Genomic DNA, 26,890 nt, shown 5'->3' with positions numbered 1-26,890 from the left:
GTTAGATAAATTTCGCTTGCGCATCCCCGACAGATGACTCATACCTTGCCGGCAAGTCACCGAACGGAGGATCTTTTCGCATGGAAAACGTCTACATCGATAACAAGACATACGCCCGGCTCGCCCTGGCGCTCGCCGAGATCGAACCTTGCCCCTTCAGCGGCAAGCGCGAGCCTTACCAGATTGTCGATGCGCTTATGGCCGCCGAGATATGGCCGGCGAGCGTGCTGCCAGAATCGACATCGCTGACCGCTAGAGCTTGGCTTGAGCAAGGGCAAGGTGCTAACGCGGAGGCCGAAGACAACATGTTGTCAGGGCGATGCATTCAATGTGTCTTCTGACGTGGAGCTCATTCAACTCTTTGTTTCGGTGGTGGCATGGCAAGTCGGCGAAAATATGTGATCGGCGGGTTCGAATACTCGCCCTCAGCGTTTAGAAAGCTGTCACGCAGGCGCAAGATCGAGCTGATGGTTCAGTGGTTCCATGAACATTACGAGGATCCAGCTGTTCGACTTCCATATGAGTCAGCAGAGGGCGGCTATCAATGGATTTGGGGCGGCCCCTACAGCGCGGACGATGGGATTCAGAGCGAGTTCTCAGAAGTCGCCAGCTTCGAAGTCATGGAAGAGGCGGTAGACGAGGTCCAAAGCGACGGGCTCTTCGACTGGGCTCCCGTGGCCGAAAGCCAGTCTGATGACGACGGTGGCTTTGAGCCCGCTTTTGACCTGGACGCTTTCATGGGAACGCGAGGCGAACCTGCTCCCGCATCAAAGGACGACATAGACCAACTCAAGAGTGCGATGCTCGTTCAGCTGGCTGAGTTAAAAGCACAATTGCAGCTTGGGCTGCACAGCTATGGGATGATCGGTCACAACAAGCCACCTGGACCGATAGAAGATAGCCCAGTCTCGGAAGGACAGGCAGGGGAAGCTCTAAACGCGATCGCGAAAATCGAAGCAGAGGCGGACAGCGCAGAACCAACGGCTGGCACGGTAAATGAAAGCGTTGGCTTTTTAAAGCAGATGGCAAGATCTGTTGCCTTATGGCTGAGAGGCCGTGCAAACGCCCAGGTCGACGCAGCGATAACCCTGGGGCTGGGCGGAGGTATGGCATTGTTCGCCCAACGTCTCTTAACGCTTTTAGGCACGGCTACAGAAGCGGTTCTGGCGTGGCTCCACGCTCTTCCATGGCCATTTTAAACCATCAGCAAACGACACTAGATACCACTGGCATTTTCCTAAAGGCCAGACCAGTCACAGACTATCGAATGCGAACTAGCCGATCTTTGACCGTTTCGAGATCATAGATGAAGCCTTGCCAGCCCGGCCGGCGAGCAGTTTCGGACAGGGGCTTTCGCATCTTGAACATAGCTGGCGTCTGAAGATCGGCCGCCAGATAAAAAATGGAATAGCTCCACGCCTCGTCTACAAGCACGAGGAACAGCGGAAAATTTAAAGTGCCGCTATTCCGGTAGCGACGGGTCGGTCACCTCCACATCCACAGCTGACTGGGGATCATCATCAAGCTCTTCAATCGTGACGAACGGCTCGCCGTAGCGTGCAACGAGGTGCTGAAAAACACTCGCTCTGAGAAGTCGTTCTGGCCTATTATTGACTGCCTCCCTTGCTGCAATTTGGAATTCGCGCGGCGGTGCGCCTTCGAAGAACAACAAATTCTTGCCGGTGGAAATCGGATCAACCTCTTCCAGATGATCTAGCCTAGCAAGCTCGCATACCACCGTAAAAAAATTCGCCTTATTCCACCAGATGCTTCTTTCCGGCAGAGAAAACTTATAAATCAGGTCAGAAACCGCATCCATTTTCTGAATAAGGCTTTCTGATTGAGCAAAATCAACGTTGTAGTCCTCAAGGTATTCTTTTACCTTGGAATTTCTGCTGTAATATCCGCCGAGAACGGTGCACATAACATTCAGAACGAACATCAAAGGAACTTTTCGTTGGAATTCATACTGCGAAAAGATTCGCTCTGAACCAACCAGGAGCGAAAAAGCTCCACCGGCGCGGGCCTCCAGCCATTCCCATTTTTCTTTCGATATGCCTGGATCTCGCAGGAACTCGTTATCCACGGCTTCGTCTTCGACCTCATCAGGGAGATCCCCGGGATCGAATACGTCAAGTGCTGCTTCGATTTCCTCTTTGGCGACGTCACCTGTGGCGATGTCACCACACAGCAATCTGGCGGTTAGCAAGAACTCCGAAGCACTGTATTCGGTAGCTATTCGTTCAATTGTCGACAGGGAATAGAACGTTCGATTTAAGCGTTTGAAGACTTCTTTTAGCCTCGCGTCCCCAGCGTCGAGGTCGAAATCGATGACAGGCACCTCATACTTCACGAAGGCGGTCTTCTCGTCCGTATTCAAATCCGAAAAGAGCTTACCGCCCACCCGAAGTTTGTCCCCGGTGTATTCCCTTATGGCGTTCAGGCGCTGTTGACCATCGACTACGCATGTCTGCGATTCCATCGTTGTGAGGTTGATCGGCCCCCTGGCCAGAAAGATCTGCGGAAAGGGATACCCGTGCAAAATCGTTTCGATGAAGTCGTGCTTATGAGAGTCTCGCCACACCAGATTTCTCTGAAAATATGGAGAAAGGATCAGGCGGCCGCTCCGCATCATCGACACGATATCTCCGATTTCGCGAGATCGGACTTGATATTTAAGGTCGTTTTGCATTCGTAATGCCTCTAACAAGGTTTAGAGCAGAAGCCTGTTTCCAACAAAAAGCATATTCGTTCATATAAACTGCCACCGTTATCCTGGAAAAATGGGCACTGTGATCTTTCCCGAGTTCGTCCATAAATGATTTCTCGCTATTTCGCTCTGGGCACTTCGGCAGATATTCGAGTAAGATCATGCCCCTTCTCAAAATTCCCTCTTTCATCCGCTCTCGATGGAAGTCTGAAATAAACGTTGAATCATCAGAGAACGCTCTTGTCGCCCGGAGGACAACTTCCCAAAATCGCTGATACAGACCGTTATCGATGCAAGCTACATCCAGGTCCGATTTGCCAGGTTCAAAAGTAGTGTCTTTTTGTGGACTGAAACCTAATTGTGCAGAACCAGCAAACAGCACCGAACGAAATGCGATCGAGTAGCGTGATGCAATTCTCTGCTTTATCGCAAATTCCGTCTCATGTTTTCCATCAAGTGCAAAGGATGCCTTGTCGAAGAACACCCGCCGCGCCCGTGTTATGGTGTCATGATACGGGGCTATGAGTCGCTGTAAGGCTTCGCGTCTTTCATCTGCCGTTTCAGAAGCCGTGCCCGTCAATTTCTTGTCTTGCCGCTAAGAGTTAGAGGATTCGGAAGATCGAGTTCAGACCAGTAACATTTTTGCATGTTTGAACTCAAGCGAGCGCGCCCCGATGTTTTTATTGGAAAGCGCCTACCGGCGGTCTCCTGCGGTCCTTAGCAGCGGATCGTCGAGCTAAAGGCATGCGCGCGGGCGATCTTGTCGAACCAGGACGCCAGCGACTAGTCTTGTCGCTGGCTTATTCGCACTGGGTGGGAAACATGAATCGAGTTGGAGCAATAGCCTTGATCGCCGCTGGGCTCGTTCCTTCTCACGCTTCGGCAGCGCAAGGGGGATTAACGACACAGGAACTCCTCAACAACTGCAACGCCAGTCCAGGCTCGTCGGCCGTGTCGTTGTGCATAGGCTATGTCTCTGGCGTTGCCGACACCATGATGCAGGTGCGCGGCTCGGACGCCGACCTAGTTGGATCGTGCCCGAGTCAAAATCCCACGCCCACCTATGGCGCCTATCGCCAGGTGTTTAAGAACTGGGCGGAGAAGCACCCTGAGAAATGGGGTGAGCCAATGTTTCACGGCGTGAGAGACGCTCTCCGCGAGATGTGGCCGTGCCAATAAAGTTTTTCGTGCTCCCCACTGCATTTCGCTGCCTGTGCCTCAACCTTCGTTGAAGGTGCGAATCCGAGAAGAAGCAAGCCCCCCTCGTGCGTCAAACAGGATGCCATGTGGATCATCCGCTGGAGTGTAACACTTAGCAATTTCTAATTTTCACTAAGTCGTTGAATTTTATATCGAAAAGAGGTGTGGCTGGGGAACCTGGATTCGAACCAGGACTAACGGAGTCAGAGTCCGTGGGTCTACCGTTAACCTATTCCCCAGCAGGCGCTGTCGCGCTGGTGGGCCGCCGAAGCAGCCGCGCGTGCCTTGTAGCCGCCGCCGGAAAATAGTCAAGCCTGCGTTGCATTTCAATCTCGGTGTTTCATCAGCCAATTGCGCCAGGCGGGCGCTGTCGCCCGGCGCGACCTCAACTGTCCGTCCGGCTGTATTGCGAGTGCTCGAAGAACAGCACCACGCCGAGCGCGATCAGCAGCGGGATGATCAGGTAAAACAGCCGGAACACCAGAAGTGCCGCCAACACGCCGACCGGGTCCATATCAGACAGGCCCGCGAGGAACACGACCTCGAACACGCCGAGCCCGCCCGGCGCGTGCGAGATCTGCGCAACCGAGAACGACACCAGGAACACGCCGAGAATGACGAAATAGCCGGGATTTCCGGCCGCCGGCAGAGCAAAGAAGATGATCGCCGCTGCTGCCAGAAGCTCGATCGGGCCGATCAGCAATTGCCGCGCCACGATCGGCAGCGCCGGATAGTGCAGCTGGAAGCCGGCGATTTTCAGCGGCTTCAGATGCAGCCAGCTGCCGAAGATGTAGGCGCTGATCAGGATCAGCAAAGCGATGCCGGCGGCGATCGCCAGGCCGTGGTGCGGGGCGCCGGAAAAGCGGTCGATGATCGCAGGCTCGAACACCAGCACCAGGCCGCCGACCAGAATGCTGGAGAGCACGAAGGTGATCCAGCAGATCGCCACCAGAATGCCGACGTCCTGGCCGGTCAGCCCCCTGGTGCCATAGGCGCGATAGCGGATCACGGCGCCCGAAAACACCGAGCCGCCGATATTGTGCGACAGCGCATAGGTGGTGAACGAGCAGAAGGTGACGAACAGCCACGAGACCTTTTTGCCGATATGCAAGAGCGCTATGTGGTCGTAGCCGGCAAGCGAGGCGTAGGCGACCACCGAGCTCAGCGCCGCCAGCACCCAGCCGCGCGTCGGGATGGCTGATATGCCGTCCCAGACATCGTCGATCGAGATGCCGCGCAACTCATGCCACAGCAACAACAGCGACCCGATGACCGCCGCGACACCGATGACCGGCCACAGATAGCGCTTCCAATTCGTGCCCCCCCAATTCATGGAGTTGTCGTCATGTGTTGCTGCCCATCGCCCAGGCGGGCGTTAAAACGTCCGCGATTCACCAATTCCCCCTCATTTCAGAAATGCCTCATTGAAGCCGGCTATTCAACCGGCAAGGGTGAGCAGCCGGTTCGCCAACGGCGAATTCGTCGTGCCAGTGGCAAGATGAAAAGGCTAGCGAACGCCGGGACGCTGCAAAGCAGCGGGGACGTGGCAGGACGCAGCCGGCAAAATTTGGCCCCTTGCTCTTGGTGATCCGGTCCGGCGCTGCTACTCTGGCGGCAACTTAAAATTTTTAAGCGCCTGCTGCGTCCGGTTTTCCGGTTCGCGCGGCGCCGGAAGGAACTGAAGTGGAAGACCACGACACCGGCGCTGGCGCGCCGGAAGTGGGCGTGTCCAGGGCTTCGCCGCCGTCAGGCGGGCCAAGCCCATCCGCCGGGCGGCCCCGCCAGGCGGGGCCTCAGTCCGGTAACGGACAGGCCGGCGAAGCCCAGCATCAGCGAGGCAAGGCGAGAAAGCGGCGCAAGCGCCGGCGTGGGCGCAAGGTTTTTGCGCGCGACGACAGCCCTCTCGCAACGGCCGAAGCGGTTAGTGCGCCGGCCTCAGTCGGCCCGGCCGCTCCAGCGCCGGTGCCTTTGCCCTCGGCGCCACAATCCCGACCGGAACAGCCAATGCATCGTCCGCCGATGCAGGAACTGCCGGTGTTTGCCGCGCTCGATCTCGGCACCAACAATTGCCGGCTTTTGGTCGCGGTGCCGCAGCGCCATGGCCAGTTCCGCGTCATCGACGCCTTCTCGCGCATCGTCAGGCTGGGCGAGGGGCTGACGGCGAATGGGCACCTGAGCCAGGCGGCGATGGACCGCGCCGTCGAGGCGCTGAAGATCTGCGGCGACAAATTGCGCAACCGCAAGATCCGCAAGGCACGGCTGATCGCCACCGAGGCCTGCCGCACCGCCGACAATGGCGTGGAATTCCTGCAGCGCGTCGAACGAGAGGCGGGGTTGAAGCTGGAAATCATCGATCGCCAGACCGAGGCGCGGCTTGCTGTATCCGGCTGCGGCTCGCTGGTCGAGCGCGACACGCAAGGCGTGGTGCTGTTCGACATTGGCGGTGGCTCGTCCGAAATCGCGCTGATCGACCTCACCGGCCAGCGCTCGCCACGGCTTGCCAACCACATCGTGTCGTGGACGTCGCTGCCGGTCGGCGTTGTCTCGCTGGCCGAGCGTTTTGGCGGCCGCACGGTGACGCGCGAGATCTTTGCCGCGATGGTCGACGATGTCGCGGTGCGGCTAAAATCCTTCGACGGCCGCGACCGGTTGAGCCACGTGCTGACCAGCCCGAAATTCCATCTGCTGGGCACATCAGGCACGGTGACGACGCTGGCCGGCGTCCATCTCGACCTCGAACGCTACGATCGCCGCCGCGTCGATGGGCTGTGGATGGACCGCGACAGCGTCGACCGCATGGTCGAAAAACTGGTCGGCTGGGACTTCCAGCAGCGCTGCGCCAACCCGTGCATCGGTACGGACCGCGCCGATCTTGTGCTGGCCGGCTGTGCTATTCTTGAAGCGATCCGTGCGGTGTGGCCGTCGGAGCGGCTGCGCGTCGCCGACCGTGGTCTGCGCGAAGGCATTTTGAGCGAGCTGATGGCCGATGACGGCGTCTGGCGCAACAGTGGGCGGGGCCGAGCATGATCCGCATCGCTTTGGTGAACGGTCGACCCCCACTCCGTCGAGCTTCGCTCGACACCTCTCCCCCGATCGACGGGGTAGAGGAAGGGCGCGAACTTATGCAGACCGGCGCCTTTCCTCTCCCTCCGGAGGGGGGAGAGGTGGCGCCGCGAAGCGGCGACGGAGTGGGGGAAGCCCTTCGCGAAACGCGAAGCCGCCGAAAAACGGCGGCAACTCGGCCAGCGCAAAAACTCAAACAAGAAATAACGTCATGACCAAGAAGCCGGAAAAGCCGGGCTCCGCCAGCATTCGTGTCCTCAAGACGCGGATCAAGAAGAAGAGCGGCCTGAAGGAATCGTCGCGCCGCTGGCTGCAGCGCCACATCAATGATCCCTATGTCCAGCGCTCCAAGGCCGACGGCTATCGCTCGCGCGCGGCCTACAAGCTGATCGAGATCGATGACAAGCATCATCTGCTGAAACCCGGCATGAAGGTCATCGATCTCGGTGCGGCCCCCGGCGGCTGGTGCCAGGTGGCGGCCGCGAGGACGAAATCGACGGCTGATAATCCACATGTCATCGGCATCGACTATCTCGAAATGGATGCGGTGCCGGGTGCGCCGGTGCTGCTGATGGATTTCCTCGACCCGGAAGCGCCGCAAAAGCTCGCCGAGGCGCTGGGCGGCGACCCCGATATCGTGTTGTCCGACATGGCCGCGCCGACCACCGGCCACAAGCGAACCGACCACATCCGCACCATGCATCTGTGCGAGGTGGCCGCCGATTTCGCGCTGTCGGTGCTGAAGCCGGGCGGGCACTTTTTGGCCAAGACGTTTCAAGGCGGCGCCGAAAACGAGCTGCTGTCGATGCTCAAGAAGAACTTCCGCTCGGTGCACCACGTCAAGCCGCCGGCGTCGCGCGATGAGTCGGTGGAACTGTATTTGCTGGCGAAGGATTTTAAGGGCAGATAGCCACCAGTGGCATCGTCATCCTAGGGCGAAGCAAGGAGCGAAGCGACGCAGCGCAGACCCTAGGATCCATGCCGTGACGTTAACGCGTTGAAACGCCGCAGAATTCTGTGCCGCTGCATCCTTCGATCAAGATCACGGCATGGATCCCAGGGTCTGCGCGACGCTTTGAGTCGCTTCGCCCTAGGATGAACGAAGCGATGAGGGGCGCTCGCCCCTTACTTCCCAGCCGTGCTCACCGGCTCCAGCGTCTTCGGCGTCGTCAGCCGGCCATGTCCCGATACGGCATTGCCGGCATCCGGCGCCAGCCGCATGAACGATACCGACGCCGCCGCTGACACTGCCGCCACGATGAAGAAGGCGATGTGGAAATCGCCGAGCGCCAGCGGTCCGCCATGGATCGAGGTCGACACTTCCAGAATGCCGCCGGCCAGCGCCACGCCGAGTGCGATCGACAGCTGCTGGAACACCGCCGTGATCGGCGTTGCCTTGCTGGTGTCCTCGGCCGACACTTCGGCGTAGGAGAGCGCATTGACGCCGGTGAAGAACATCGAGCGGATAAAGCCGCCGACCAGCAATATGGCCAGCATCAGCGCGTAAGGCGTCTCCGGCGTGAACAGGCCGTATATGGCGATCGATGCCGCGGCGATCAGCGAGCCCCAGATCAGCACCCGGCGGAACCCCGCAAGCCGGAAGATCAGCGCGGTAACGAATTTCATGCCGATGGCGCCGATAGCCGAGACGAAGGTGATCATGCCCGACTGGAACGGCGTCAGCCCGAAGCCGATCTGGAACATGAGGGGCAACAGGAACGGCACCGCGCCGATGCCGATGCGAAACAGCGAGCCGCCGAGCACCGAGGAGCGGAACACCGGGTTGCGGAACAGTTCCAGCGCCAGCAGCGGGTTCTTGGCGCGCCGCGCATGCAGGAGATAGAGCACGCCGGAAATCAGCCCGACCGCCACGGTGATGAGGCCGGTCGCCGGCGGCAGATAGGGCAGGCTGACCACCGACAGGCCGAAGATGACGCCGGAGGCCGCCAGCCCGCTCAGTACGAAACCGACGAAATCGAGCGGCGGCGTCTCCATCGAGTCGGTTTGCGGCAGGAAGCGCGTCGCCAGCCAGATGCCGATCAGGCCGATCGGCACGTTGATCAGAAAGATCCAGTGCCAGGTGAAATAGGTGGTGATGAAGCCGCCGATCGGTGGTCCCACAAGCGGGCCGACCAGCGCCGGCACCGTGAGCCACGACATGGCGGCAACCAGCTCGCTCTTCGGCGTCGCGCGCACCAGCACCAGGCGGCCGACCGGCGTCATCATGGCGCCGCCTATGCCTTGCAGGAAGCGCGAGACGACGAAGGCCGGCAGTGAATTGGAGATGGCGCAGCAGACCGAGCCGACGATGAACACGCCGATCGCGGCGCGAAAAATGGTCTTGGCGCCAAACCGGTCGGCCATCCAGCCGCTGATCGGAATGAAGATGGCCAGCGACACCAGATAGGCGGTCAGCGCCAGCTTGAGCGCGATCGGGCTGGTGTGGATGTCGACGGCGATCGCCGGCAGCGATGTCGCAATGACGGTCGAATCCATGTTTTCCATGAACAAGGCGACCGCCAGAATGAGCGGAATGATGCGGTTCAACGAACGCGTCCGAACTGGCCAAAAATTGCGTGCCGACCAATCCAGGCAATGAAAAGGCGGGGCAAGCGATACGAACCGGCGGTTATCACGCCTCAGGCGCGATGTCGCATTAATTTGCTGTCACTTTTGTGCGACCGTGGGCGGACAAGAGGCGTCGCTGCGTTTCGCCACATTGAATGAACTTGCGAAAATTGACCTGGTTCACTATGCTGTAGTGAATATAACTACTATATGGACAATGCTATGGAAGAAGCCGTTTCCGCAGCCGACGCCAACCGCAAATTCTCGCTCCTCCTGCGCGGTGTCCGCGAAGGACAGAGCTATGTCGTGACCAGCCATGGGCGCCCCGTGGCGCGGATCGTGCCTGCATGGCAGCCCGACCCTGCGGCGTCTCGTTCGCGCACAGCGCTGCTGTCGCGCCTCGAACGCCAGCCTGTTGTAGAAGCCGGGCGCTGGAGCCGCGACGAGCTTTACGAGGACGAGCGGTGAAGGTCGCGCTCGATACCAACATCCTTGTTTATGCCGAGGGGATCAACGGAGCCGAGAAGCGCGACATCGTTTTCGGCCTGCTGCACGACATTGCGCAAGAGGCAGCCGTCATTCCAGTCCAGGTGCTCGGCGAATTGTTCACCGTTCTCACACGCAAGGCCGGACGATCACGTGCACAAGCGCGCGACGCCCTGTTGAGCTGGCGCGACGCGTTTCCGGTTGTCGGCACGACGCCGGAGGTGATGACGGTCGCGGCTGATCTTGCGACCGATCACCATTTCGGCATCTGGGATGCGACCATCCTGTCTGTTGCCTCGCAAACCGGTTGCCGGCTGCTGCTGTCGGAAGATCTGCAGGACGGCTTCACCTGGGGCGGCGTAACGGTCGTCAATCCTTTCGCGTCACCGCGCCATGTCTTGCTCGATGCCCTGTTGGGCAAGTCCGCCGAATAGGCCACGACCGGCTTTTCAACCACGCCGCGACGTGTTACCAGCCAGCGCCAATCCTGAAAGGGAAGAAACGAGTCGGCGCTGTCCATTTCGGTCCAGCGCTTTTTTGTATTCTCCCGGCGCTTTTCGTATCCGAGGACTGGCCATGGCAAAAATCATCGAAACGTCCACCGGCGCGCTGGCGCTGACCTTTGACGACGTGCTGTTGCAGCCCGGTCATTCCGAGGTCATGCCCGGTGAGACCGACATCCGCACCCGCATCGCCACCGACATCGACCTCAACGTCCCGATCCTGTCGGCCGCCATGGACACCGTCACCGAGGCGCGGCTCGCCATCGCCATGGCGCAGGCCGGCGGCATCGGCGTCATCCACCGCAATTTCTCGCCGGCCGAACAGGCCGAGCAGGTTCGCCAGGTCAAGAAGTTCGAATCGGGCATGGTCATCAATCCGGTCACCATCGGCCCCGACGCCACCCTCGCCGACGCGCTGGCGCTGATGCGCACCTATTCCATCTCGGGCATTCCGGTGGTCGAGAATGGCGGCACCGGCGGCCAGAAGATCGGCCGCCTGGTCGGCATCCTGACCAACCGCGACGTGCGCTTCGCCTCCGATCCGGGGCAGAAAGTCTACGAATTGATGACCCGTGAGAACCTGATCACGGTCAAGGAGAATGTCGACCAGGACGAGGCCAAGCGGCTGCTGCACCAGCACCGCATCGAAAAGCTCGTCGTCGTGGACAAGTCCGGCAATTGCGTCGGCCTGATCACCGTCAAGGACATCGAGAAGTCGCAGCTCAACCCGCACGCCACCAAGGATGCGCAGGGGCGCCTGCGGGCGGCGGCAGCCACCAGCGTCGGCGATGACGGCTTCGAGCGCGCCGAGCGGTTGATCGATGCCGGTGTCGACCTCCTGGTCATCGACACCGCGCATGGCCATTCGCAGCGCGTGCTCGATGCGGTGACGCGGGCCAAGAAGCTTTCCAATTCCGTCCGCATCCTCGCCGGCAACGTCGCCACCGCCGAAGGCACGCAGGCGCTGATCGACGCCGGCGCCGATGCCGTCAAGGTCGGCATCGGCCCGGGCTCGATCTGCACCACGCGCATCGTCGCCGGCGTCGGCGTGCCGCAGCTTTCGGCGATCATGTCGGCGGTCGAGACGGCGCATAGATCAGGCGTGTCGGTCATCGCCGACGGCGGCATCAAATATTCGGGTGACCTGGCCAAGGCGCTTGCCGCCGGCGCCAGTGCGGCCATGATCGGTTCGCTGCTGGCCGGCACCGACGAAAGCCCGGGCGAGGTCTATCTGCATCAGGGCCGCTCCTTCAAGGCCTATCGCGGCATGGGCTCTGTCGGCGCCATGGCGCGCGGCTCGGCCGATCGCTACTTCCAGGCCGAGGTTCGCGACACGCTGAAACTGGTCCCGGAAGGCATTGAAGGGCAGGTGCCCTACAAGGGACCTGTGTCTGGCGTGCTGCACCAGCTTGCGGGCGGGCTAAAAGCCGCTATGGGTTATGTCGGTGGCCGCGACCTTGCCGATTTTCGCGAACGCGCCACCTTTGTGCGCATATCCAACGCCGGACTTCGTGAAAGCCACGCCCATGACGTCACGATTACCCGCGAAAGCCCGAACTATCCTGGCGGAGCCTGACCGGCAGCCAGAGCGGTACATGCTCTGGCGCCACCAGGCGACGATCGTGCTGCGGCTGGCGCGCCATGCCGGCGCGCTGTGCTTTGCCGCCGCGGCGGTTTTCATCATCATGACGCTGCTGGAATTCTTCTATTTCCGCCGGCTGAGCGGTGGCCTGCCGTCGCTCGACGTGCGCCTTGGCGGGTTCACGCCCGACGAGGGCATGGCCTGGCTGACGGCACTCGGCCGACGCGGCAGCGAGATCATCCTGGTCTGGCACTATTTGACTTTCGACCTTCTCTTCCCGGCGCTGCTGTCGCTCACCATGGTCAGCCTGATCCTGGCAACCGGGCGGCGGCTGAAGAATTTTCGTGCCATGCCGGTGCAGCTTCAGGCGCTGTTCGCGCTGGTCATCGTGCTGCCCTACACATGCGCCGACTACGCCCAGAACATTGCGGTGGCGCGGCTCTTGTCCGATGCGCTGTCGGCCAACCCGGATTCTCTGTCTTTCGCCTCGTCGCTGATCGTCACCAAATTCGCGCTGCTGGCGATCCCCGTCATCGTCATCGCGTTTTTGATCCTTGCCGCCCAGCGGCGTCCACAGGCATGAACGACAGAGCAGGGGCAACGCCATGAGCCAGACCGCGATTTTCTGGCCGATGCTGGCGCAGGTGTTGCTCGTCTATATCGTCTATGTCGTGATGGGCCGGCGCCGCTACGGCGCGGTCAAATCGGGCGAGGCCAAGGTCGGTCAATACAAGGTGCGCACGACCGAGCCCGGGTCGAGCGTTACGGTTGCCAACAATCTCATCAACCAGTTCGAACTGCCGGTGCTGTTCTATGTGCTGTGCCTGGCGCTGCACGCGACCAATGGCGTCAATTATCTGACCCTGGCCTTGATGTGGATTTTCGTGATTTCCCGCTATGGCCACGCCTGGGTCCACCTCACCAGCAACAATCTGCGGTTTCGCAGCCGCGCCTTCTACGTCGGCGCGATCATTCTCTTGCTGGCATGGATCTGGTTCGCGCTACACCTGCTCGGAGCGGTGTAGGGCAGTTGTTTACCCTCCCCCCTTGTGGGGAGGGTCGCTCCGCGCAGCGGAGCGGGGTGGGGGTCTACAAATCGAACACCGCGATCTTGCGCTTGTCGAACTTGATGCCGATTTCGCCGCGCACCAGCTTCAGTGCGGCTTCGCCGAACACCGTACGCCGCCATCCCTGCAGCGCCGGCACGTCTGCGGCTTCGCCTTCGGCGGCAATGCGGTCGATGTCATCGCTGGACGCAAGCACTTTCGAGGCGACGCCTTCCTTCTCGGCGACGATCCGCAACAGCACTTTCAACAGCTCGGAGGCGGCATTGGAGCCCTCGGGCGGCTGAAAGCTCTTGGGCAGCTTCGGCATCTCTTCCCGGGGCAAAGCGAGCGCCGTGTTGACCGCGCCGAGCAGCGCCGTTGCCGTCGAAGACCGTTCCCAGCCTTTCGGCGTGGTGCGCAGCTTGCCAAGGGCTGCCGCATCGCGCGGCGCCTGCTGGGCGACCTCGTATATGGCGTCGTCCTTGAGCACCCGGCCGCGCGGCACGTCACGCTCGCGCGCCTCGCGTTCGCGCCATGCCGCCACCGTCTGCACGATCGCCAGCTCCTGCGGCTTGCGCAGCCGCATCTTCAGCCGCTTCCAAGCGTCTTCGGGGTGCGGATCGTAGGTCTCGCGCGAAGTCAGCACCTCCATTTCCTCGTTTAGCCAATGGGCGCGGTTTTCCCGCTCCAGTTCGGCGCTGAGATGCTTATAGACGTCGATCAGATGGGTGACGTCGGCCAAGGCATAGTCGAGTTGCTTGTCCGACAGCGGCCGGTGGCGCCAGTCGGTGAAACGCGAGGATTTGTCGAGCCGTGCGCCGGTGATGCGCTGCACCAGCTGATCGTAGGAGACGCTGTCGCCGAAGCCGCAGACCATGGCCGCGACCTGGGTGTCGAACACCGGATGGGGCACCAGATCGCCGAGATGGACGATGATTTCAATGTCCTGGCGCGCGGCATGGAAAACCTTGACCACCGCCTCATTGGCCATCAGCCGGAAGAACGGGGCGAGGTTGATGTCGGGCGCCAGCGGGTCGATCAGCGCGGTGACGCCGGGCGCCGCCATCTGGATCAGGCACAGAATCGGCCAGAATGTCGTTTCGCGGATGAATTCGGTGTCGACGGTGACGAAATCCGACTTTTCAAAAGCGGCGAGAACGGACTCGAGCTCATTTTGGGTGGTGATGACGTGCATCAAATCGCTTTTTAGTAACGGGTAAGGTTCTCTTTCAATTTCAGCCATGGGCGCTTTCGTCAAGCCGGCCTTCGGTCAAGTATCAGCCGATCCGTCGGAATCGCCATTTCTGCGCGCCAGCCGCGCGAAGACGGTTGATGTGCGCAGCAGCGCCGTGAAGCGGCTGCGCTTGCCCGCCGGCACGCTGCCGCGCACCTGCATGCGGTAGAGAATGACGGCGATGAGGGTGGCGTAGACGACTGCGCTGAAGACAAACAGGGCGCCCGGTCCGAAATGTTGCATCACTGCGGACGCCGCGAAGGGGCCACCAATGGCGCCGAAGGAATAGAACAGCATCAAGGCGGCGTTGATCAGCACGAACTCGCCCTTGTCGGCGCGGTCGTTGGAATGCGCCGCCGATAGCGAATAGAGCGGCATGGCGAAGCTGCCGAAGATGAAGACGATGATCAAATTGAGGGTCGGATCGGCGCCGGCGACGAAGACCAGCGCCAGCGCCGCGAACATGGCGCCGCATGTCGTGGCCAAAAGCACCGCGCGCCGATCCCAGCGGTCGGAGAGGTAGCCCAGCGGATACTGGATGAGGGCGCCGCCGAAGATGCCGACGCTGACGAAGGTGACGACATCGGCCACCGACATGCCGATCTGCTCGGCATAGACCGGCGACAGCGTGCGGAACGCGCTGTTGGTGACGCCGACGCAGATGCAGCCGAAGCAGCCGAGCGGCGAAATCCGCCAGACGCGGGCGAGATCGAGCTTGACGTCTTCCGGCGGCGTCGGGTTGGAGCGGTCGCCGAGCGACACCGGAACCAGCGACAGCGTGATCATCATCGACATGATGGCGAAGATGGCAAAGCCGCCGGGGCCGAAGATCGGGATCAGGAACTGCGCGCCGGTCACCGAGCCGATATCGACCATGCGGTAGATGGCCAGCACGCGCGCACGATCCTTGTTTTCGACGCCGGAGTTCAGCCAGGCTTCCATGACGGTGAACAGACCGGCAAAGCAGAAACCGCCGGCAAAGCGCACCGCGCACCACATCACCGGATCGATGATCAGCACCAGGAGCAGCGTACTGGCCGCGGCGATGGCGGCGAGCGCTGAAAACGTCCGGACATGGCCGACTGCCTTGAGGATGCGGGTGACTGCGAGGCAACCAAGCAGGAAGCCGGCGAAATAGAACGTGCCCATCAGGCCGATGTCGGAGGCCGAAAATCCTTCCTGCGCGCCGCGCAGCGCGATCAGCGTGCCCTGCAGCCCGTTGCCGCCAAGCAGGATGCCGGCGGCGATGAGGAGCGGGATCAGCGGGCGGATGGAGGACATACGGAACCGTTGCTTAGAGCATGATCCCGAAAAGTGGGAACCGGTTTTCGGAAAAAGATCATGCTTCGACAAAGAGCTGGATGAGTGTGACGATTCGACGAAACGTCATACTCGTCTAGGTGGCTCCACAGTTCTGAACCATCGGTGTGGCCAATGCCAGTGGCTTGTCCCGCCGCCAACAGGTGTGTGGCTTCAAGTGCGGCCGTTCAAGCTCCGTCGGCCCTCGCCAAAGCTTCGCTCGCCGGCGCAGGCTTGCCCCGGGCAGCCCTTCGGCCAAGCGAGCCGGCGGTCAGCAGGCTGAGCATGATGAACGGGATGCCGATACCGAAGGCCGAGCGGATGCCCCAATGGTCGGAGACGAAACCGAGCAGCGGCGGGCCGAGCAGGAAGGCGACGAAGGAAATCTGCGACAGCGCCGCGACATTGATCGTCGCGGAGCGGTCCGTCCGCTGGGCTGCCGCCGAGATCGCCAACGGAAAGAGCACGCTGCTGCCGATGCCAAGTAGCGCAAAGCCCAGCATCGATACGAGCGGGGCAGGCGAGAAGAAGACGAGCAGCACGCCCACCGCCATCGTCGCCAGCAGCACCCGCGCCACGACGCTCGGCGAGTGGCGGTCGACAAAGGAGTCGGCAAAGAAGCGCGTGCTCGCTTGCGAGAATGCAAACAGCGCCACTGTGAAGCCGGCGACGAAAGGGCCCGCATCGAACACGGTGCGCATGTAGATTGCCGACCAGTCGATGCTGGCGCCTTCCATCAGCATCGCCGACAGCGTCACCGCGACGAGGACGAGGATAGGCAGCGTCGGCCGCGCCAGCCTTGGCGCCGTCTCGTCATTGCCGGCGAAGCGGCTCGGCGCCGGTTCGTAACCGCCGAGAAACAGCGCGATTCCTGTCGCCACCATCGGTACGACAATCGCCAGGTGCAGTTGCGGCGATATGCCGAGATGCGCAAGCGCGGCGCCGAACAGGCCGGCGCCGAAAAAGCCAATGCTCCAGAACGAATGCGCCCGGTTCATGATCCGGCGCTTGAGCAGGAATTCGGTTCTGTCGGCCTCGACATTGAGAATGATCTCGACGCTGCCGATCATCAGGCCGACCGGAAACAGCATCAGGAATAGCGCAAGCGGCCCAGGCGCATGCACGGCAATGGCAAAGACGACCGACAAAAGCGGCACCAGTCCGAGCAGCGCGCGGCGGAAGCCGACGCCCTCCAGGATCGGCGCCGCCAGCGTCAGCGCGGTCAAGGTGCCAATCGGCGTCCCGATCAGGCTGAGCCCGAGCGTGCCGTCTCCTATGCCCATGGCATGTTTGATGTCGGGCAGCCGCGGGAAGATTTGGCCCATGGCGAACGAATAGATCGCAAAGCCGGCGTAGACCCGGTGTTGCGGAGCGAGGCGGAGGCCAAAGGTCATGACGATGCTTTCGGGGAAGAGAGCCGGAGATTGTCGTTGATATCCCCTTATCTTGCACAAACATGCAAATTGTGCAAGAACGTGCACAAAGAAAACAGGATCATGCAATGCTGACCGATGAGCGGCATCAAATCATTCGCGATCGCCTGGCCGTCGAGGGAAGGGTGCTGGCCGGCGAGCTGGCAGGCCGCTTCGGCGTTTCGGAAGACACGGTTCGCCGCGACCTCAGGGAGTTGGCCAAGGCCGGGCAGTGCCGCCGCGTCTATGGCGGCGCGGTCGCGGCCGCACCCTTCGCGGCCACGCCGGTCGGCCTGCGCGCCGGCCATGCGGTCGAAGAAAAGACGCGGCTGGCCCGCGCGACCGTGGCACTGCTTTCGCGCGGACAGACCCTGTTCATCGACAGCGGCTCGACCAATGCCGCGATCGCCAGGGCCATCCCGCGCGACCTCGATCTGACCGTCGCCACCAACTCGCTCGAAATTGCCTCCGTCCTGTCAAACCACGCTTTGGTCGAGCTGATTGTGCTTGGGGGACGGTTCGACCGCCACCTCGGCGCCTGCGTCGGCGCCGACACGCTTGCCGCTGTCGCGCAACTTGGCGCGGACCTGTTTGTTCTCGGATCCTGCGGTCTCGATGCGTCGCGCGGCGTCACGGCCTTCGATTCGGCTGAGGCCGAGGTAAAGCGGGCGATGGCCAAGAACAGCGCAGGCATCGTCATCGCTGTAACCAACGACAAGCTAGCCACAGCCGCACCCTACCGGGTCGCCAGGCCAGAGGCGATCCGCCACCTCGTGGTCGAAAAGACCGCGCCGGCCGCGATCCTCGCGGATTTCGAACGCCAGGGCGCCGAAATCCATTTGGCTTAAACGGAGCTCGGCGCGCGGGCAGTCCGGGACGCAGCATGGGCGACGAACACTTCGACATCTTCCTTTGAATAACCGAGAAGGGCTCCTTCAAGCCTCGCCAGATCATTCGATGTGAAGATGTCAAAGGCCTCTCCGCTGCGGCACATTCTGGAGATCAACAAGCTCAGTTTGCAGCGCCATTCCTCTGTCGGCAGGCAGTAGCGGCGATCTTCCACGGACGTCTCTGGATCAAAGTGGGTGAACTTCAGGATGCGGCCTTCGTCGACAAACGGTGCAAAGCCCGTTTCGCCAATATCTTCGGCGTCCATACCCGGCTCCGCCCCGAACAGGGCCATCGGCTTGTCGCCCTGAAGCATCAGTGCCAACTCGCGGCCATTATGTGGCCCGACGCCCGACGGGACTGTGCGTTTCGGCATGAAGCATCTCCAGATTGCTTGAGGACGGCACTGTCGCGAGAAACATGCCTGGCGGCAATGCGCCAAGCCTGGCAAAGACTTTATGCTGACGATCGCATAGGGCGGCGACCCAAACCCGGCTTGCCTTGACAAATCGGGCCTCCCATGCGCTTTTCGCGCAAATTTTGGACCGGGCTTTGATGCTCGACCCACAACCCAGCACCCCGGAATTTTGACATGACAATGCATCGTTACCGCAGCCACACCTGTGCCCAGTTGAGAAAGAGCGATGTCGGCTCTTCGGTTCGCCTGTCGGGCTGGGTGCATCGCGTGCGCGACCATGGCGGCCTGCTGTTCATCGACCTGCGCGACCATTACGGCCTGACCCAGATCGTCGTCGATCCGGATTCGCCCGCCTTCAAGGTCGCCGAGACGCTGCGTGGCGAATGGGTGATCCGCGTCGACGGCGAGGTCAAGGCGCGCCTGCCGGACACCACCAACGCCAACCTGCCGACCGGCGAGATCGAGATCTTTGCCCGCGAGATCGAGGTGCTGTCGGCAGCCAAGGAATTGCCGCTGCCGGTGTTCGGCGAGCCCGACTATCCCGAAGACATCCGCCTGAAGTACCGTTTTCTCGACCTGCGCCGCGAGACGCTGCACAGGAACATCGTGGCGCGCACGAAAATCATCGCCGAGATGCGCAAGCGTATGACCGATGTCGGCTTCACCGAATTCTCGACGCCGATCCTGACGGCCTCGTCGCCGGAAGGCGCGCGCGACTTCCTGGTGCCGTCGCGCATCCATCCCGGCACCTTTTACGCGCTGCCGCAGGCGCCGCAGCAGTACAAGCAACTGATCATGGTTTCGGGCTTCGACCGCTATTTCCAGATCGCGCCCTGCTTCCGCGACGAGGACCCGCGCGCCGACCGTCTGCCCGGCGAATTCTACCAGCTCGACCTCGAAATGAGCTTCGTCGAGCAGGACGACGTGCTGTCGACCATGGAACCGGTGATGCGCGGCGTCTTCGAGACCTTCGCCAACGGCAAGCCGGTGACGCAGACATTCCAGCGCATTCCTTACGATGTCGCGATGCGCAAATATGGCTCCGACAAGCCGGACCTGCGCAACCCGATCGAGATGCAGGCCGTCTCCGACCATTTTCGCGATTCCGGCTTCAAGGTCTTCGCCAACATCCTGGCCAACGATCCGAAGGCCGAAGTGTGGGGCATTCCGGCCAAGACCGGCGGCAGCCGCGCCTTCTGCGACCGCATGAACTCGTGGGCGCAGGGCGAGGGCCAGCCGGGACTGGGTTACATCTTCTGGCGCAAGGAAGGCGACAAGCTTGAAGGCGCCGGTCCGCTGGCCAAGAACATCGGCGAGGAGCGCACCGAGGCGATCCGCCAGCAGCTCGGCCTTGCCGATGGCGACGCCGCCTTCTTCGTCGCCGGCGATCCGAAGAAGTTCGTTACCTTCGCCGGTGCCGCGCGTACGCGTGCCGGCGAAGAACTGAACCTTGTCGACCGCGAGCGCTTCGAATTGTGCTGGATCGTCGACTTCCCGTTCTTCGAATGGAGCGAGGAGGAGAAGAAGATCGACTTCGCCCACAACCCGTTCTCGATGCCGCAAGGCGGTATCGACGCGCTCAACGGCGACGACCTGCTCGGCATCAAGGCCTTCCAGTACGACATGGTCTGCAACGGCTTCGAGATCGCCTCTGGCGGTATCCGCAACCATTTGCCCGAGACCATGGTCAAGGCGTTTGAGACGGTCGGGCTGGACCGCGCCACGGTCGAGGAGCGCTTCGGCGGCCTCTATCGCGCCTTCCAGTATGGCGCGCCGCCGCATGGCGGCATGGCGGCCGGTGTCGACCGCGTGGTCATGCTGCTGGTCGGGGCCAAGAACCTGCGCGAGATCACCATGTTCCCGATGAACCAGCAGGCCTACGATTTGTTGATGAACGCGCCTTCGGAAGCCTCGCCGCAGCAGTTGCGTGATCTGTCGCTGCGTGTCGCGGCAGTGAAGAAGGACTGACGGCAGCGTTGCAGCTGCCCTTTCTCCCCGTCTCTATACGGGGAGAAATGTCCGGCAGGACAATGAGGGGCAGCACGCATGCAGGCGATTGGCGAACGGCCTTAGCAGTTGGCGCCTTCTGACAATCGGTTCAGCATCGAACTACAATTTGCAGGCGTTGGCGCCGCCCCTCATCTGCCTGCCAGCACCTTCTCCCCGTATAGTGACGGGGAGAAGGGAGCGAACTTCGATCAGTCTTCGTTGGCCTTGACGTGGACGCCCAGCGTCTTGGTCAGGTCGGCCGGGTTGGACATGGCGCCGGCCATGATCAGCGCGAACGGCACCGCTGCCGGCGGCTCGGCCGAAATCTCGAGGCTCTTCGGATCGTCGAGGTACTTGCTCACCGCGGCCGTCACTTCGGCGGTCAGTTCGGGATTGTTGAGCTGCGCCATGCCGAACGGCACGATCGCCTTGGCCTGGTTGGCGATGTCCTTGCCCGACATGCCCTGCTGCTTGCCGACATACTCAAGCACTTTGCCGGTGAGCGAATCGTCATCGAAGCGGATCGATGCGCTGTTGAAGGAGAGCTGCTGCAACAGGCCGAGCAGGGCCATGCCTTGCGCCGAATTGTCAGCCCCTTCGGGCTGCGCCGCCATCTTCTTCTGCATCTCCTGCAGCGACTTGACGAAGTCGACCGTGTAGCCGCCGAGGCCGAAGGTCATGCCGAGCGTGCCGGCATTCTCGACCGAGATGTCGTATTTCGACAGGTCCATCTTGCCGTCGCTCGGCTGCCAGGTGCCGCCGATTTCGATATTGCCCGAGATGTTCTGGTAGCCGAGGGCCTCGATGGCTTCCTTGGATTTCGCATCGTCGACCAGGGTCAGGTCGGCGTTGAACTTTTCCGTGGTGGCGGAAAACTCCATCGCCTTGCCGTCGGCCGGCGGCGTGATCTGGACAGCAAGCCCATCCACCGAGAAGGCGGTCTTGTCGGCAACCTTGACCGTCAGGCTTTCGAGTTCGGCCGACTTGTAGATCATCATCGAGCCGAGCGGGCCTGTAGCGCCCTCAGCCGGGATGTTGGCGTCGTGGATGACGAAGGGGGTGAGGTTGAGCGTGACGCCGTCCTTGCTGTGCTCGAAGGCCGAAGTCGTGATGGTCGCGACATCGAAGCCGCCATTGGCTTCGGTCACGCCCTCGAGCTTGACGTCGCCGATCGGCAGCGCCTCCTTTTCGGCCGCCGGTTTGACCGACACGCCCTGCAGCACCATGCTGGAATTGTCGCCGGTAACGCCGGTCCAGGTGATATCGACGCCCTGGACGGCAAGTGCGGCCTTCAGTCGGTCGGCAACCGCCGTGTCTTGCGCAAAGGCGGCATTCAGCGGCAGCGTCAGCAAAAAGGTCGAAAAAGCAAGTTTCTTGAGTGTCGAACGTTGGATTGTCATCGCGAGTTCCCTGAGAGAGTCCTGAAAAAGTGTTTTCTCAATTCTACGCCATCACCATTCCGTGACGAACTGGACGGGAAAAAGGCGCTTTCCCGCAGAGTTGTCGAAAATCACGGCGAAAGGCAAATCGGAGCGGGAGCCTTCGCCCGATGCGGTGAATATGTCATGAAGGTCGGGCTCCCCTGCGTACCGTCTCCTGCCTTAGAGAAGGCGTGTAACAGATTGATGTTGGTTGGCAACAGCACTGCTACCGCTGCTGTTGCACAGGGACGGCAAGGGGGAACATGAAGTCCGTCACATCCATTGTCGGACCTTGAGCCGCCCTCGTAAGCCCAAAGGCTGCAAAGTGCGGATTTCCGCAGCCCCGCCTTGCCGCGAATCACCCGCTCGGCTAGTCCAGCCGCATGGGAAAAAGGATTTTGCCGCCTGAAAATGGCGGTGGTGACCACATCGAACCGGTCGATCTGAAGAAGGCGCTGGAAGAGCGCTATCTCGCCTATGCGCTGTCGACCATCATGCACCGGGCGCTGCCTGACGTGCGCGACGGGCTGAAGCCTGTGCATCGCCGCATCATGCATGCGATGCGGCTGCTCAGGCTCAACCCCGACCAGGGCTTTGCCAAATGCGCCCGCATCGTCGGCGACGTGATGGGCAAGTTCCATCCGCATGGCGACCAGTCGATCTACGACGCGCTGGTGCGCCTGGCGCAGGATTTCTCCATGCGCTATCCCCTCGTCGACGGGCAGGGCAATTTCGGCAATATCGACGGCGATAACGCCGCCGCCATGCGCTATACCGAGGCGCGCATGACCGAGGTGGCGAGCGATTTGCTTGCCGGCATCACCGAGGACGCCGTCGATTTCCGGCCAACCTACAATGAGGAGGACGAGGAGCCCGTAGTGCTTCCCGGCGCCTTCCCGAATCTGCTCGCCAACGGTTCCTCCGGCATTGCGGTCGGCATGGCCACGTCCATCCCGCCGCACAATGCCGCCGAGCTTTGCAACGCAGCGCTGCAGTTGATCGAGCAGCCGGACGCGCCGGTGACAAAGCTGATGGAGTTCGTCCAGGGGCCGGATTTTCCGACCGGCGGCATCATCGTCGACAGCCGCGCTTCCATCCTGGAGGCCTATGAGACCGGCCGCGGCGGTTTTCGCGTGCGCGCCAAATGGGGCCAGGAGGATCAGGGCAGGGGCACCTGGAGCATCGTCGTCACCGAAATCCCCTACGGCATCCAGAAGGCCAGGCTGATCGAAAAGATCGCCGAGCTTTTGATCGCGCGCAAATTGCCGCTGCTCGAGGATGTCAGAGATGAAAGCGCCGAGGACGTCCGCATCGTGCTCGTACCGAAGAGCCGTTCGGTTGATCCCGGCATTCTGATGGAATCGCTGTTCAAGCTGACCGAGCTCGAAAGCCGATTTCCCCTCAACATGAACGTTTTGTCGCGGGGCAAGGTGCCTAACGTCCTGTCGCTGAAGGGCGTGCTGAAGGAGTGGCTCGACCATCGCCGCGATGTGCTGATCCGCCGCTCGAAGCATCGGCTTGGCGAGATCGAGAAGCGGCTGGAAATCCTTGCCGGCTACCTGATCGCCTATTTGAACATCGACGAGGTCATCAGGATCATCCGCGAGGAGGATGAGCCCAAGCAGGTGATGATGGCCCGCTGGTCGCTCACCGACACCCAGGCCGAAGCCATCCTCAACATGCGGCTGCGCGCCTTGCGCAAGCTGGAAGAGTTCGAGATCCGCAAGGAGTTCGACGGTCTCACCACCGAAAAGAAGCAGATCGAGGCATTGCTGGCATCCGACGCCAAGCAATGGTCGACGATCAAATGGGAAGTCACGCAGGTTCGCGACAAGTTCGGCCCCGAGACCGAACTCGGCAAGCGCCGTACCCAGTTCGCCGACGCGCCGGAGCATGACCTGACCGACATTGCGCACGCCATGATCGAGCGCGAGCCGGTCACCGTGGTGGTCTCGGAAAAAGGCTGGCTGCGAGCGATGAAAGGCCATCTGGCCGACCATTCCACGCTCACCTTCAAGGAAGGCGACAGCCTCAAGCTCGCCTTCCATGCCCAGACCACCGACAAGATCCTGGTCTTCACCACCGGCGGCAAATTCTACACCATCGGCGCCGACCGGCTGCCGGGCGGCCGCGGCCATGGTGAACCGATCCGCATCATCGTCGACATGGACAACGACCAGGACATCGTCACCGCTTTCGTCCACGACCCGAAGCGCAAGCTGCTGCTCGTCTCCTACGATGCCAATGGTTTCGTCGTGCCGGAGGAGGAGGTCGTCGCCAACACCCGAAAGGGCAAGCAGGTGATGAACGTCAAGGCGCCCGACGAGGCCAAGGCCTGCGTCCCCGTGTCAGGCGATCATCTCGCCATTGTCGGCGAGAACCGCAAGATGCTGGTGTTTGCGCTCTCCGAAATTCCGGAGATGGGCCGCGGCAAGGGCGTTCGCCTGCAGAAATACAAGGATGGCGGTCTGCTCGACCTGAAACCCTTCACGCTGGCGAGCGGCCTGTCGTGGCAGGATTCCGCAGACCGCACCTTCGTCAGGTCGCGCGAGGAGCTGGCGGAATGGATCGGCGCGAGAGCGTCGGCCGGTCGCATGGTGCCGAAGGGATTCCCGCGGACCGGGAAATTTGGTTGAAGCTGCTGATCTCCCCCCAAGTGGGGGAGATGGCCGGCAGGCCAGAGGGGGGCGCTGTCCCGCCAGCGCATCAAATGGTCATGGCTCGCCACTCGGTCGCAACTCTTGGGTCTTCAATGTCGGGTGCCAGGCTGGCGATCCTTCGCGACCCCCTCTGGCCTGCCGGACATCTCCCCCACAAGGGGGGAGATTGGCAGCTTCACCAACCATTTGGACTATCGTCACGATTGCGGCACTATAACAGTGCATAAACGCTGTTAGGCCGGGGAGAATTGACCGTTTGAAGGAAGCGAAGATCCAGAAGCCTGAGCGTCAGCAGCGCCTGTTCGGCCTGTCGACTCCGTTGCGATCAGCTGTCATTCCTCCGCTGTCGGCGGCGCGCTGGCTGTTGGTGCTGATCGTCGCCGCCGGCGTTTATTTCTTCCACGGGTTCCTGTTTCCCGTGCTGGCAGCCCTCGTCATTGCTTTTGCCAGCTGGCCGCTCTACCGCCGGCTGCTTGCCGGTGTCGGCGGTAACCGCACCGTCGCCGCGACGCTCGCCATCCTGTTCATCCTCGCCTTCCTGGTGGTGCCGATAGCGCTCGCCGGCACCTACGCCATCAACGAGGTCCGCGAATGGGTCGGCTGGGCGATCGAGACCAACAGGCACGGCGCGGTCACACCGCACTGGATCACCTCGCTGCCTGTCGTCGGCGAGTGGCTGAACGAACAGTGGATCGACAATTTCGGCCATCCCGGCGGCATCGGCGAGCTGATCCAGCTGGTCAGCGGCGCTAATATCGGCAGCATCTATCGCGGCGTGCTGGCTGCCGGCGGCAGCGCCTTCGGCCTGTTGCTGACGCTGCTGTTCATGATGATCGCGCTGTTCTTCGCCTACCGCGACGGCGAACACTTTGCCAGCCAGATCGACCGGCTCGGCGAACGCATCCTGCCGACGCGCTGGGAGCGGATTTCGCGCGTCGTGCCGGCGACCATTTCCTCGACCGTTACCGGCATGACCGTGATCGCCATCGGCGAGGGGCTGGTGCTCGGCATCGCCTACTGGCTGGCCGGGGTGCCGTCGCCGGTGACGCTGGGCGCATTGACCGGCGTGATGGCGCTGATCCCCGGTGGCGCGCCGCTGTCGTTTACGCTTGTGTCGATCTACCTCGCCGCCAGCGGCTCGCCGATGGCGGGTCTGGCGCTGTTCATCTGGGGCGCAGTGGAACTGTTCATCGTCGACAAGACCTTGCGCCCGAAGCTGGTCGGCGGGCCGATCAAGCTGCCCTTCCTGCCGACCTTTTTCGGCCTGATCGGCGGCGTAAAGACAATGGGCTTTCTCGGCCTGTTCATCGGCCCGGTGCTGATGGCGCTGCTCGTCGCGATCTGGCGCGAATGGCTGCGCGAGGTGGAACTGGCCGAAGACACCGTTCCCGACGCGGCGGCCGAGCTCGAAGGCGGGCCGCCGCAGATCGAGATTGTCGCCGGCCCGGCGAAGAAAAGTCAGGCTGGGTAAGCGACGGCGAGCGCTGCCCGGCGCTTGCGCCCTTCATGCAACTGCCACAGGGAATGGGCAACCAGCGTGACGATCAGGATCACGCCGCCGATCAAGCTGTTGCGCGACGGCGTCTCGGCAAAGATCATCCATATCCAGACCGGCGCCAAAACCGTTTCCAGGAGATAGAACATCGCCACTTCCGGGCCGGAAATGTATTTCGGCCCGTTGGCCAGGCAGAAGAAGGCGAACGGCATGATGACGGCGCCGTTGAAAATGATCCACCATGGCGCTTCCACCTGGAAACCGGTCCTGGAGACCATGAGCGCCGCCAGCCAGAACGGCAGCAGGACGCCGGTCAGCGCGGTGAATCCCATATCCCTGCCGCTGGCGCGTGAAACGGTGATGGCGCAGGCAATCGCCAAGGCCGAACACAGCGCCATCACATCGCCGAACAGATTTCCCGTGCCGACGGAATCGCCGACGATGATCGCGATGCCGACGATCATCAGCGCCATTGCCGCAAGCGTCAGCGGCTGCGGTCGCTCCTTCAGAAACAGCCACGACAGCAGCGCCGAGAACATGGTGGAGAAGGCCAGGATGAAAACCAGATTGGCGGTCGAGGTGTTGTAGACGGCGGTGATGAAGGCGATTGCGCCGAGCCCGTAGAGTGTGGCGACCACGAGCCCCGACCAGCCGGGTATCAGCTGCGGAGCATTCTTGCTGAACGAGCGCCAGATGGCCCATACGATCAGCCCTGCCACGAAGGTGCAGCCGGTGCGCAGCAAAAGGATCGTCCAGGCTTCGCCATGGGCGAGCCGGATCAGGGGAATGTCGATGGTCAGCGCCAGCCCGCCAAGCGCGGTGAGCAGAAGTCCTTTGGTGTGGGCATTGTGAGAGGACATGCAACGGCTTTCGCAATGAGTTGAGCAGATGCCGGTCGGCGCAATCGCCCCGCCAA

At 61.7% G+C, this 26,890-nt stretch carries 24 protein-coding genes and 1 tRNA gene; 14 read left to right on the top strand and 11 right to left on the bottom strand.

Translation table 11 applies throughout. The features are described 5' to 3' along the window. Positions 1-80: 80 nt before the first annotated feature. Both NLY42_RS24800 and NLY42_RS24795 read left to right on the top strand, forming a co-directional pair. Entirely contained in the window at positions 81-341 is a 261-nt protein-coding gene (locus tag NLY42_RS24800; RefSeq protein WP_023753673.1) for a hypothetical protein, read from the top strand. 36 nt (positions 342-377) lie between these two features. Next, complete coding sequence (locus NLY42_RS24795; RefSeq protein ID WP_023756398.1) at positions 378-1,199, top strand: hypothetical protein; 822 nt, start codon at positions 378-380, stop codon at positions 1,197-1,199. Positions 1,200-1,462: 263 nt separating this feature from the next. Here the strand turns inward: NLY42_RS24795 and NLY42_RS24790 are convergent, their stop codons facing one another. Together NLY42_RS24790 and NLY42_RS24785 are read right to left on the bottom strand one after the other, a co-directional pair. Then, positions 1,463-2,692, bottom strand: coding sequence for a DUF262 domain-containing protein (locus NLY42_RS24790; protein ID WP_023753670.1), 1,230 nt, complete (start codon positions 2,690-2,692; stop codon positions 1,463-1,465). Continuing rightward, positions 2,676-3,290 (bottom strand): hypothetical protein, encoded by a 615-nt coding sequence (locus NLY42_RS24785; RefSeq protein WP_156933764.1) that lies wholly within the window; start codon positions 3,288-3,290, stop codon positions 2,676-2,678. Before NLY42_RS24785 ends, NLY42_RS24790 begins: the two co-directional genes overlap by 17 nt. Positions 3,291-3,454: 164 nt before the next feature. Between NLY42_RS24785 and NLY42_RS31835 the strand changes: the two genes are divergently transcribed. Continuing rightward, complete coding sequence (locus tag NLY42_RS31835) at positions 3,455-3,889, top strand: Rap1a/Tai family immunity protein (RefSeq protein ID WP_023756397.1); 435 nt, start codon at positions 3,455-3,457, stop codon at positions 3,887-3,889. A gap of 186 nt (positions 3,890-4,075) precedes the next feature. On the opposite strand, the gene NLY42_RS24780 is transcribed toward NLY42_RS31835, so the two are convergent. Together NLY42_RS24780 and NLY42_RS24775 are read right to left on the bottom strand one after the other, a co-directional pair. Further along, positions 4,076-4,149 (bottom strand) — tRNA-Gln (locus NLY42_RS24780). Between the two features lie 146 nt (positions 4,150-4,295). Then, on the bottom strand, positions 4,296-5,243 hold the full coding sequence (locus NLY42_RS24775; RefSeq protein ID WP_023753668.1) for a lysylphosphatidylglycerol synthase domain-containing protein: 948 nt from the start codon (positions 5,241-5,243) through the stop codon (positions 4,296-4,298). A 350-nt stretch (positions 5,244-5,593) separates the two neighbouring features. Here NLY42_RS24775 and NLY42_RS24770 point away from each other — a divergent pair, with 350 nt between their 5' ends. Both NLY42_RS24770 and NLY42_RS24765 read left to right on the top strand, forming a co-directional pair. Further along, positions 5,594-6,937 (top strand): Ppx/GppA phosphatase family protein, encoded by a 1,344-nt coding sequence (locus tag NLY42_RS24770; protein WP_023694901.1) that lies wholly within the window; start codon positions 5,594-5,596, stop codon positions 6,935-6,937. Positions 6,938-7,184: 247 nt separating this feature from the next. Beyond that, positions 7,185-7,883, top strand: coding sequence for an RlmE family RNA methyltransferase (locus NLY42_RS24765; protein ID WP_023753667.1), 699 nt, complete (start codon positions 7,185-7,187; stop codon positions 7,881-7,883). Between the two features lie 215 nt (positions 7,884-8,098). On the opposite strand, the gene NLY42_RS24760 is transcribed toward NLY42_RS24765, so the two are convergent. Next, the gene (locus NLY42_RS24760; RefSeq protein ID WP_023753666.1) at positions 8,099-9,520 is read right to left on the bottom strand and encodes an MFS transporter; all 1,422 of its coding nucleotides are present in this window, start codon (positions 9,518-9,520) and stop codon (positions 8,099-8,101) included. Between the two features lie 243 nt (positions 9,521-9,763). Here NLY42_RS24760 and NLY42_RS24755 point away from each other — a divergent pair, with 243 nt between their 5' ends. The 5 genes from NLY42_RS24755 to NLY42_RS24735 all read left to right on the top strand — a co-directional run bounded on the left by NLY42_RS24755 (position 9,764) and on the right by NLY42_RS24735 (position 13,137). Continuing rightward, positions 9,764-10,009 (top strand): type II toxin-antitoxin system Phd/YefM family antitoxin, encoded by a 246-nt coding sequence (locus NLY42_RS24755; RefSeq protein ID WP_023753665.1) that lies wholly within the window; start codon positions 9,764-9,766, stop codon positions 10,007-10,009. Continuing rightward, positions 10,006-10,461, top strand: a complete 456-nt coding sequence (locus NLY42_RS24750; RefSeq protein WP_023673035.1) for a PIN domain-containing protein — start codon at positions 10,006-10,008, stop codon at positions 10,459-10,461. Before NLY42_RS24755 ends, NLY42_RS24750 begins: the two co-directional genes overlap by 4 nt. A gap of 142 nt (positions 10,462-10,603) precedes the next feature. Continuing rightward, entirely contained in the window at positions 10,604-12,106 is a 1,503-nt protein-coding gene (guaB, locus tag NLY42_RS24745; RefSeq protein ID WP_023734161.1) for an IMP dehydrogenase, read from the top strand. 19 nt (positions 12,107-12,125) lie between these two features. Further along, complete coding sequence (locus NLY42_RS24740) at positions 12,126-12,695, top strand: hypothetical protein (protein ID WP_023749016.1); 570 nt, start codon at positions 12,126-12,128, stop codon at positions 12,693-12,695. A gap of 22 nt (positions 12,696-12,717) precedes the next feature. Then, positions 12,718-13,137 carry an MAPEG family protein gene (locus tag NLY42_RS24735; RefSeq protein ID WP_023673032.1) on the top strand — a complete coding sequence of 140 codons (420 nt, stop codon included), beginning with the start codon at positions 12,718-12,720 and terminating at the stop codon, positions 13,135-13,137. 64 nt (positions 13,138-13,201) lie between these two features. Here NLY42_RS24735 and rnd read toward each other — a convergent pair whose 3' ends face one another. The 3 genes from rnd to NLY42_RS24720 form a co-directional block, all read right to left on the bottom strand. After that, positions 13,202-14,353: a ribonuclease D gene (gene rnd / locus NLY42_RS24730; RefSeq protein ID WP_023708785.1), complete on the bottom strand. Its 1,152-nt coding sequence runs from the start codon at positions 14,351-14,353 to the stop codon at positions 13,202-13,204. A gap of 75 nt (positions 14,354-14,428) precedes the next feature. Then, on the bottom strand, positions 14,429-15,673 hold the full coding sequence (locus NLY42_RS24725) for an MFS transporter (protein ID WP_023689528.1): 1,245 nt from the start codon (positions 15,671-15,673) through the stop codon (positions 14,429-14,431). A gap of 206 nt (positions 15,674-15,879) precedes the next feature. After that, positions 15,880-17,085: an MFS transporter gene (locus NLY42_RS24720; RefSeq protein WP_023682424.1), complete on the bottom strand. Its 1,206-nt coding sequence runs from the start codon at positions 17,083-17,085 to the stop codon at positions 15,880-15,882. Between the two features lie 107 nt (positions 17,086-17,192). Here NLY42_RS24720 and NLY42_RS24715 point away from each other — a divergent pair, with 107 nt between their 5' ends. Further along, entirely contained in the window at positions 17,193-17,951 is a 759-nt protein-coding gene (locus NLY42_RS24715) for a DeoR/GlpR family DNA-binding transcription regulator (protein ID WP_023689527.1), read from the top strand. Here the strand turns inward: NLY42_RS24715 and NLY42_RS24710 are convergent. Further along, complete coding sequence (locus NLY42_RS24710; RefSeq protein WP_023753664.1) at positions 17,948-18,367, bottom strand: hypothetical protein; 420 nt, start codon at positions 18,365-18,367, stop codon at positions 17,948-17,950. The two genes, NLY42_RS24715 and NLY42_RS24710, sit on opposite strands and share 4 nt — an antisense overlap. A gap of 222 nt (positions 18,368-18,589) precedes the next feature. On the opposite strand from NLY42_RS24710, the gene aspS reads away from it, so the two are divergent. Further along, entirely contained in the window at positions 18,590-20,377 is a 1,788-nt protein-coding gene (gene aspS, locus NLY42_RS24705; protein ID WP_023715385.1) for an aspartate--tRNA ligase, read from the top strand. 230 nt (positions 20,378-20,607) lie between these two features. Here the strand turns inward: aspS and NLY42_RS24700 are convergent, their stop codons facing one another. Then, complete coding sequence (locus tag NLY42_RS24700; protein WP_023682420.1) at positions 20,608-21,798, bottom strand: aq_1923 C-terminal domain; 1,191 nt, start codon at positions 21,796-21,798, stop codon at positions 20,608-20,610. 404 nt (positions 21,799-22,202) lie between these two features. Here NLY42_RS24700 and parC point away from each other — a divergent pair, with 404 nt between their 5' ends. Next, complete coding sequence (gene parC / locus NLY42_RS24695; RefSeq protein ID WP_023694915.1) at positions 22,203-24,455, top strand: DNA topoisomerase IV subunit A; 2,253 nt, start codon at positions 22,203-22,205, stop codon at positions 24,453-24,455. Positions 24,456-24,735: 280 nt separating this feature from the next. Further along, positions 24,736-25,950: an AI-2E family transporter gene (locus NLY42_RS24690; RefSeq protein WP_023682419.1), complete on the top strand. Its 1,215-nt coding sequence runs from the start codon at positions 24,736-24,738 to the stop codon at positions 25,948-25,950. Here the strand turns inward: NLY42_RS24690 and NLY42_RS24685 are convergent. After that, positions 25,938-26,834, bottom strand: a complete 897-nt coding sequence (locus NLY42_RS24685) for a DMT family transporter (protein ID WP_023753663.1) — start codon at positions 26,832-26,834, stop codon at positions 25,938-25,940. The genes NLY42_RS24690 and NLY42_RS24685 overlap by 13 nt on opposite strands. Positions 26,835-26,890: the final 56 nt, after the last annotated feature.

The sequence above is a fragment of the Mesorhizobium sp. C372A genome (genome assembly GCF_030323245.1).
Taxonomy (GTDB): Bacteria; Pseudomonadota; Alphaproteobacteria; order Rhizobiales; family Rhizobiaceae; genus Mesorhizobium.
This window is presented reverse-complemented; position numbering and strand designations above follow the sequence as displayed.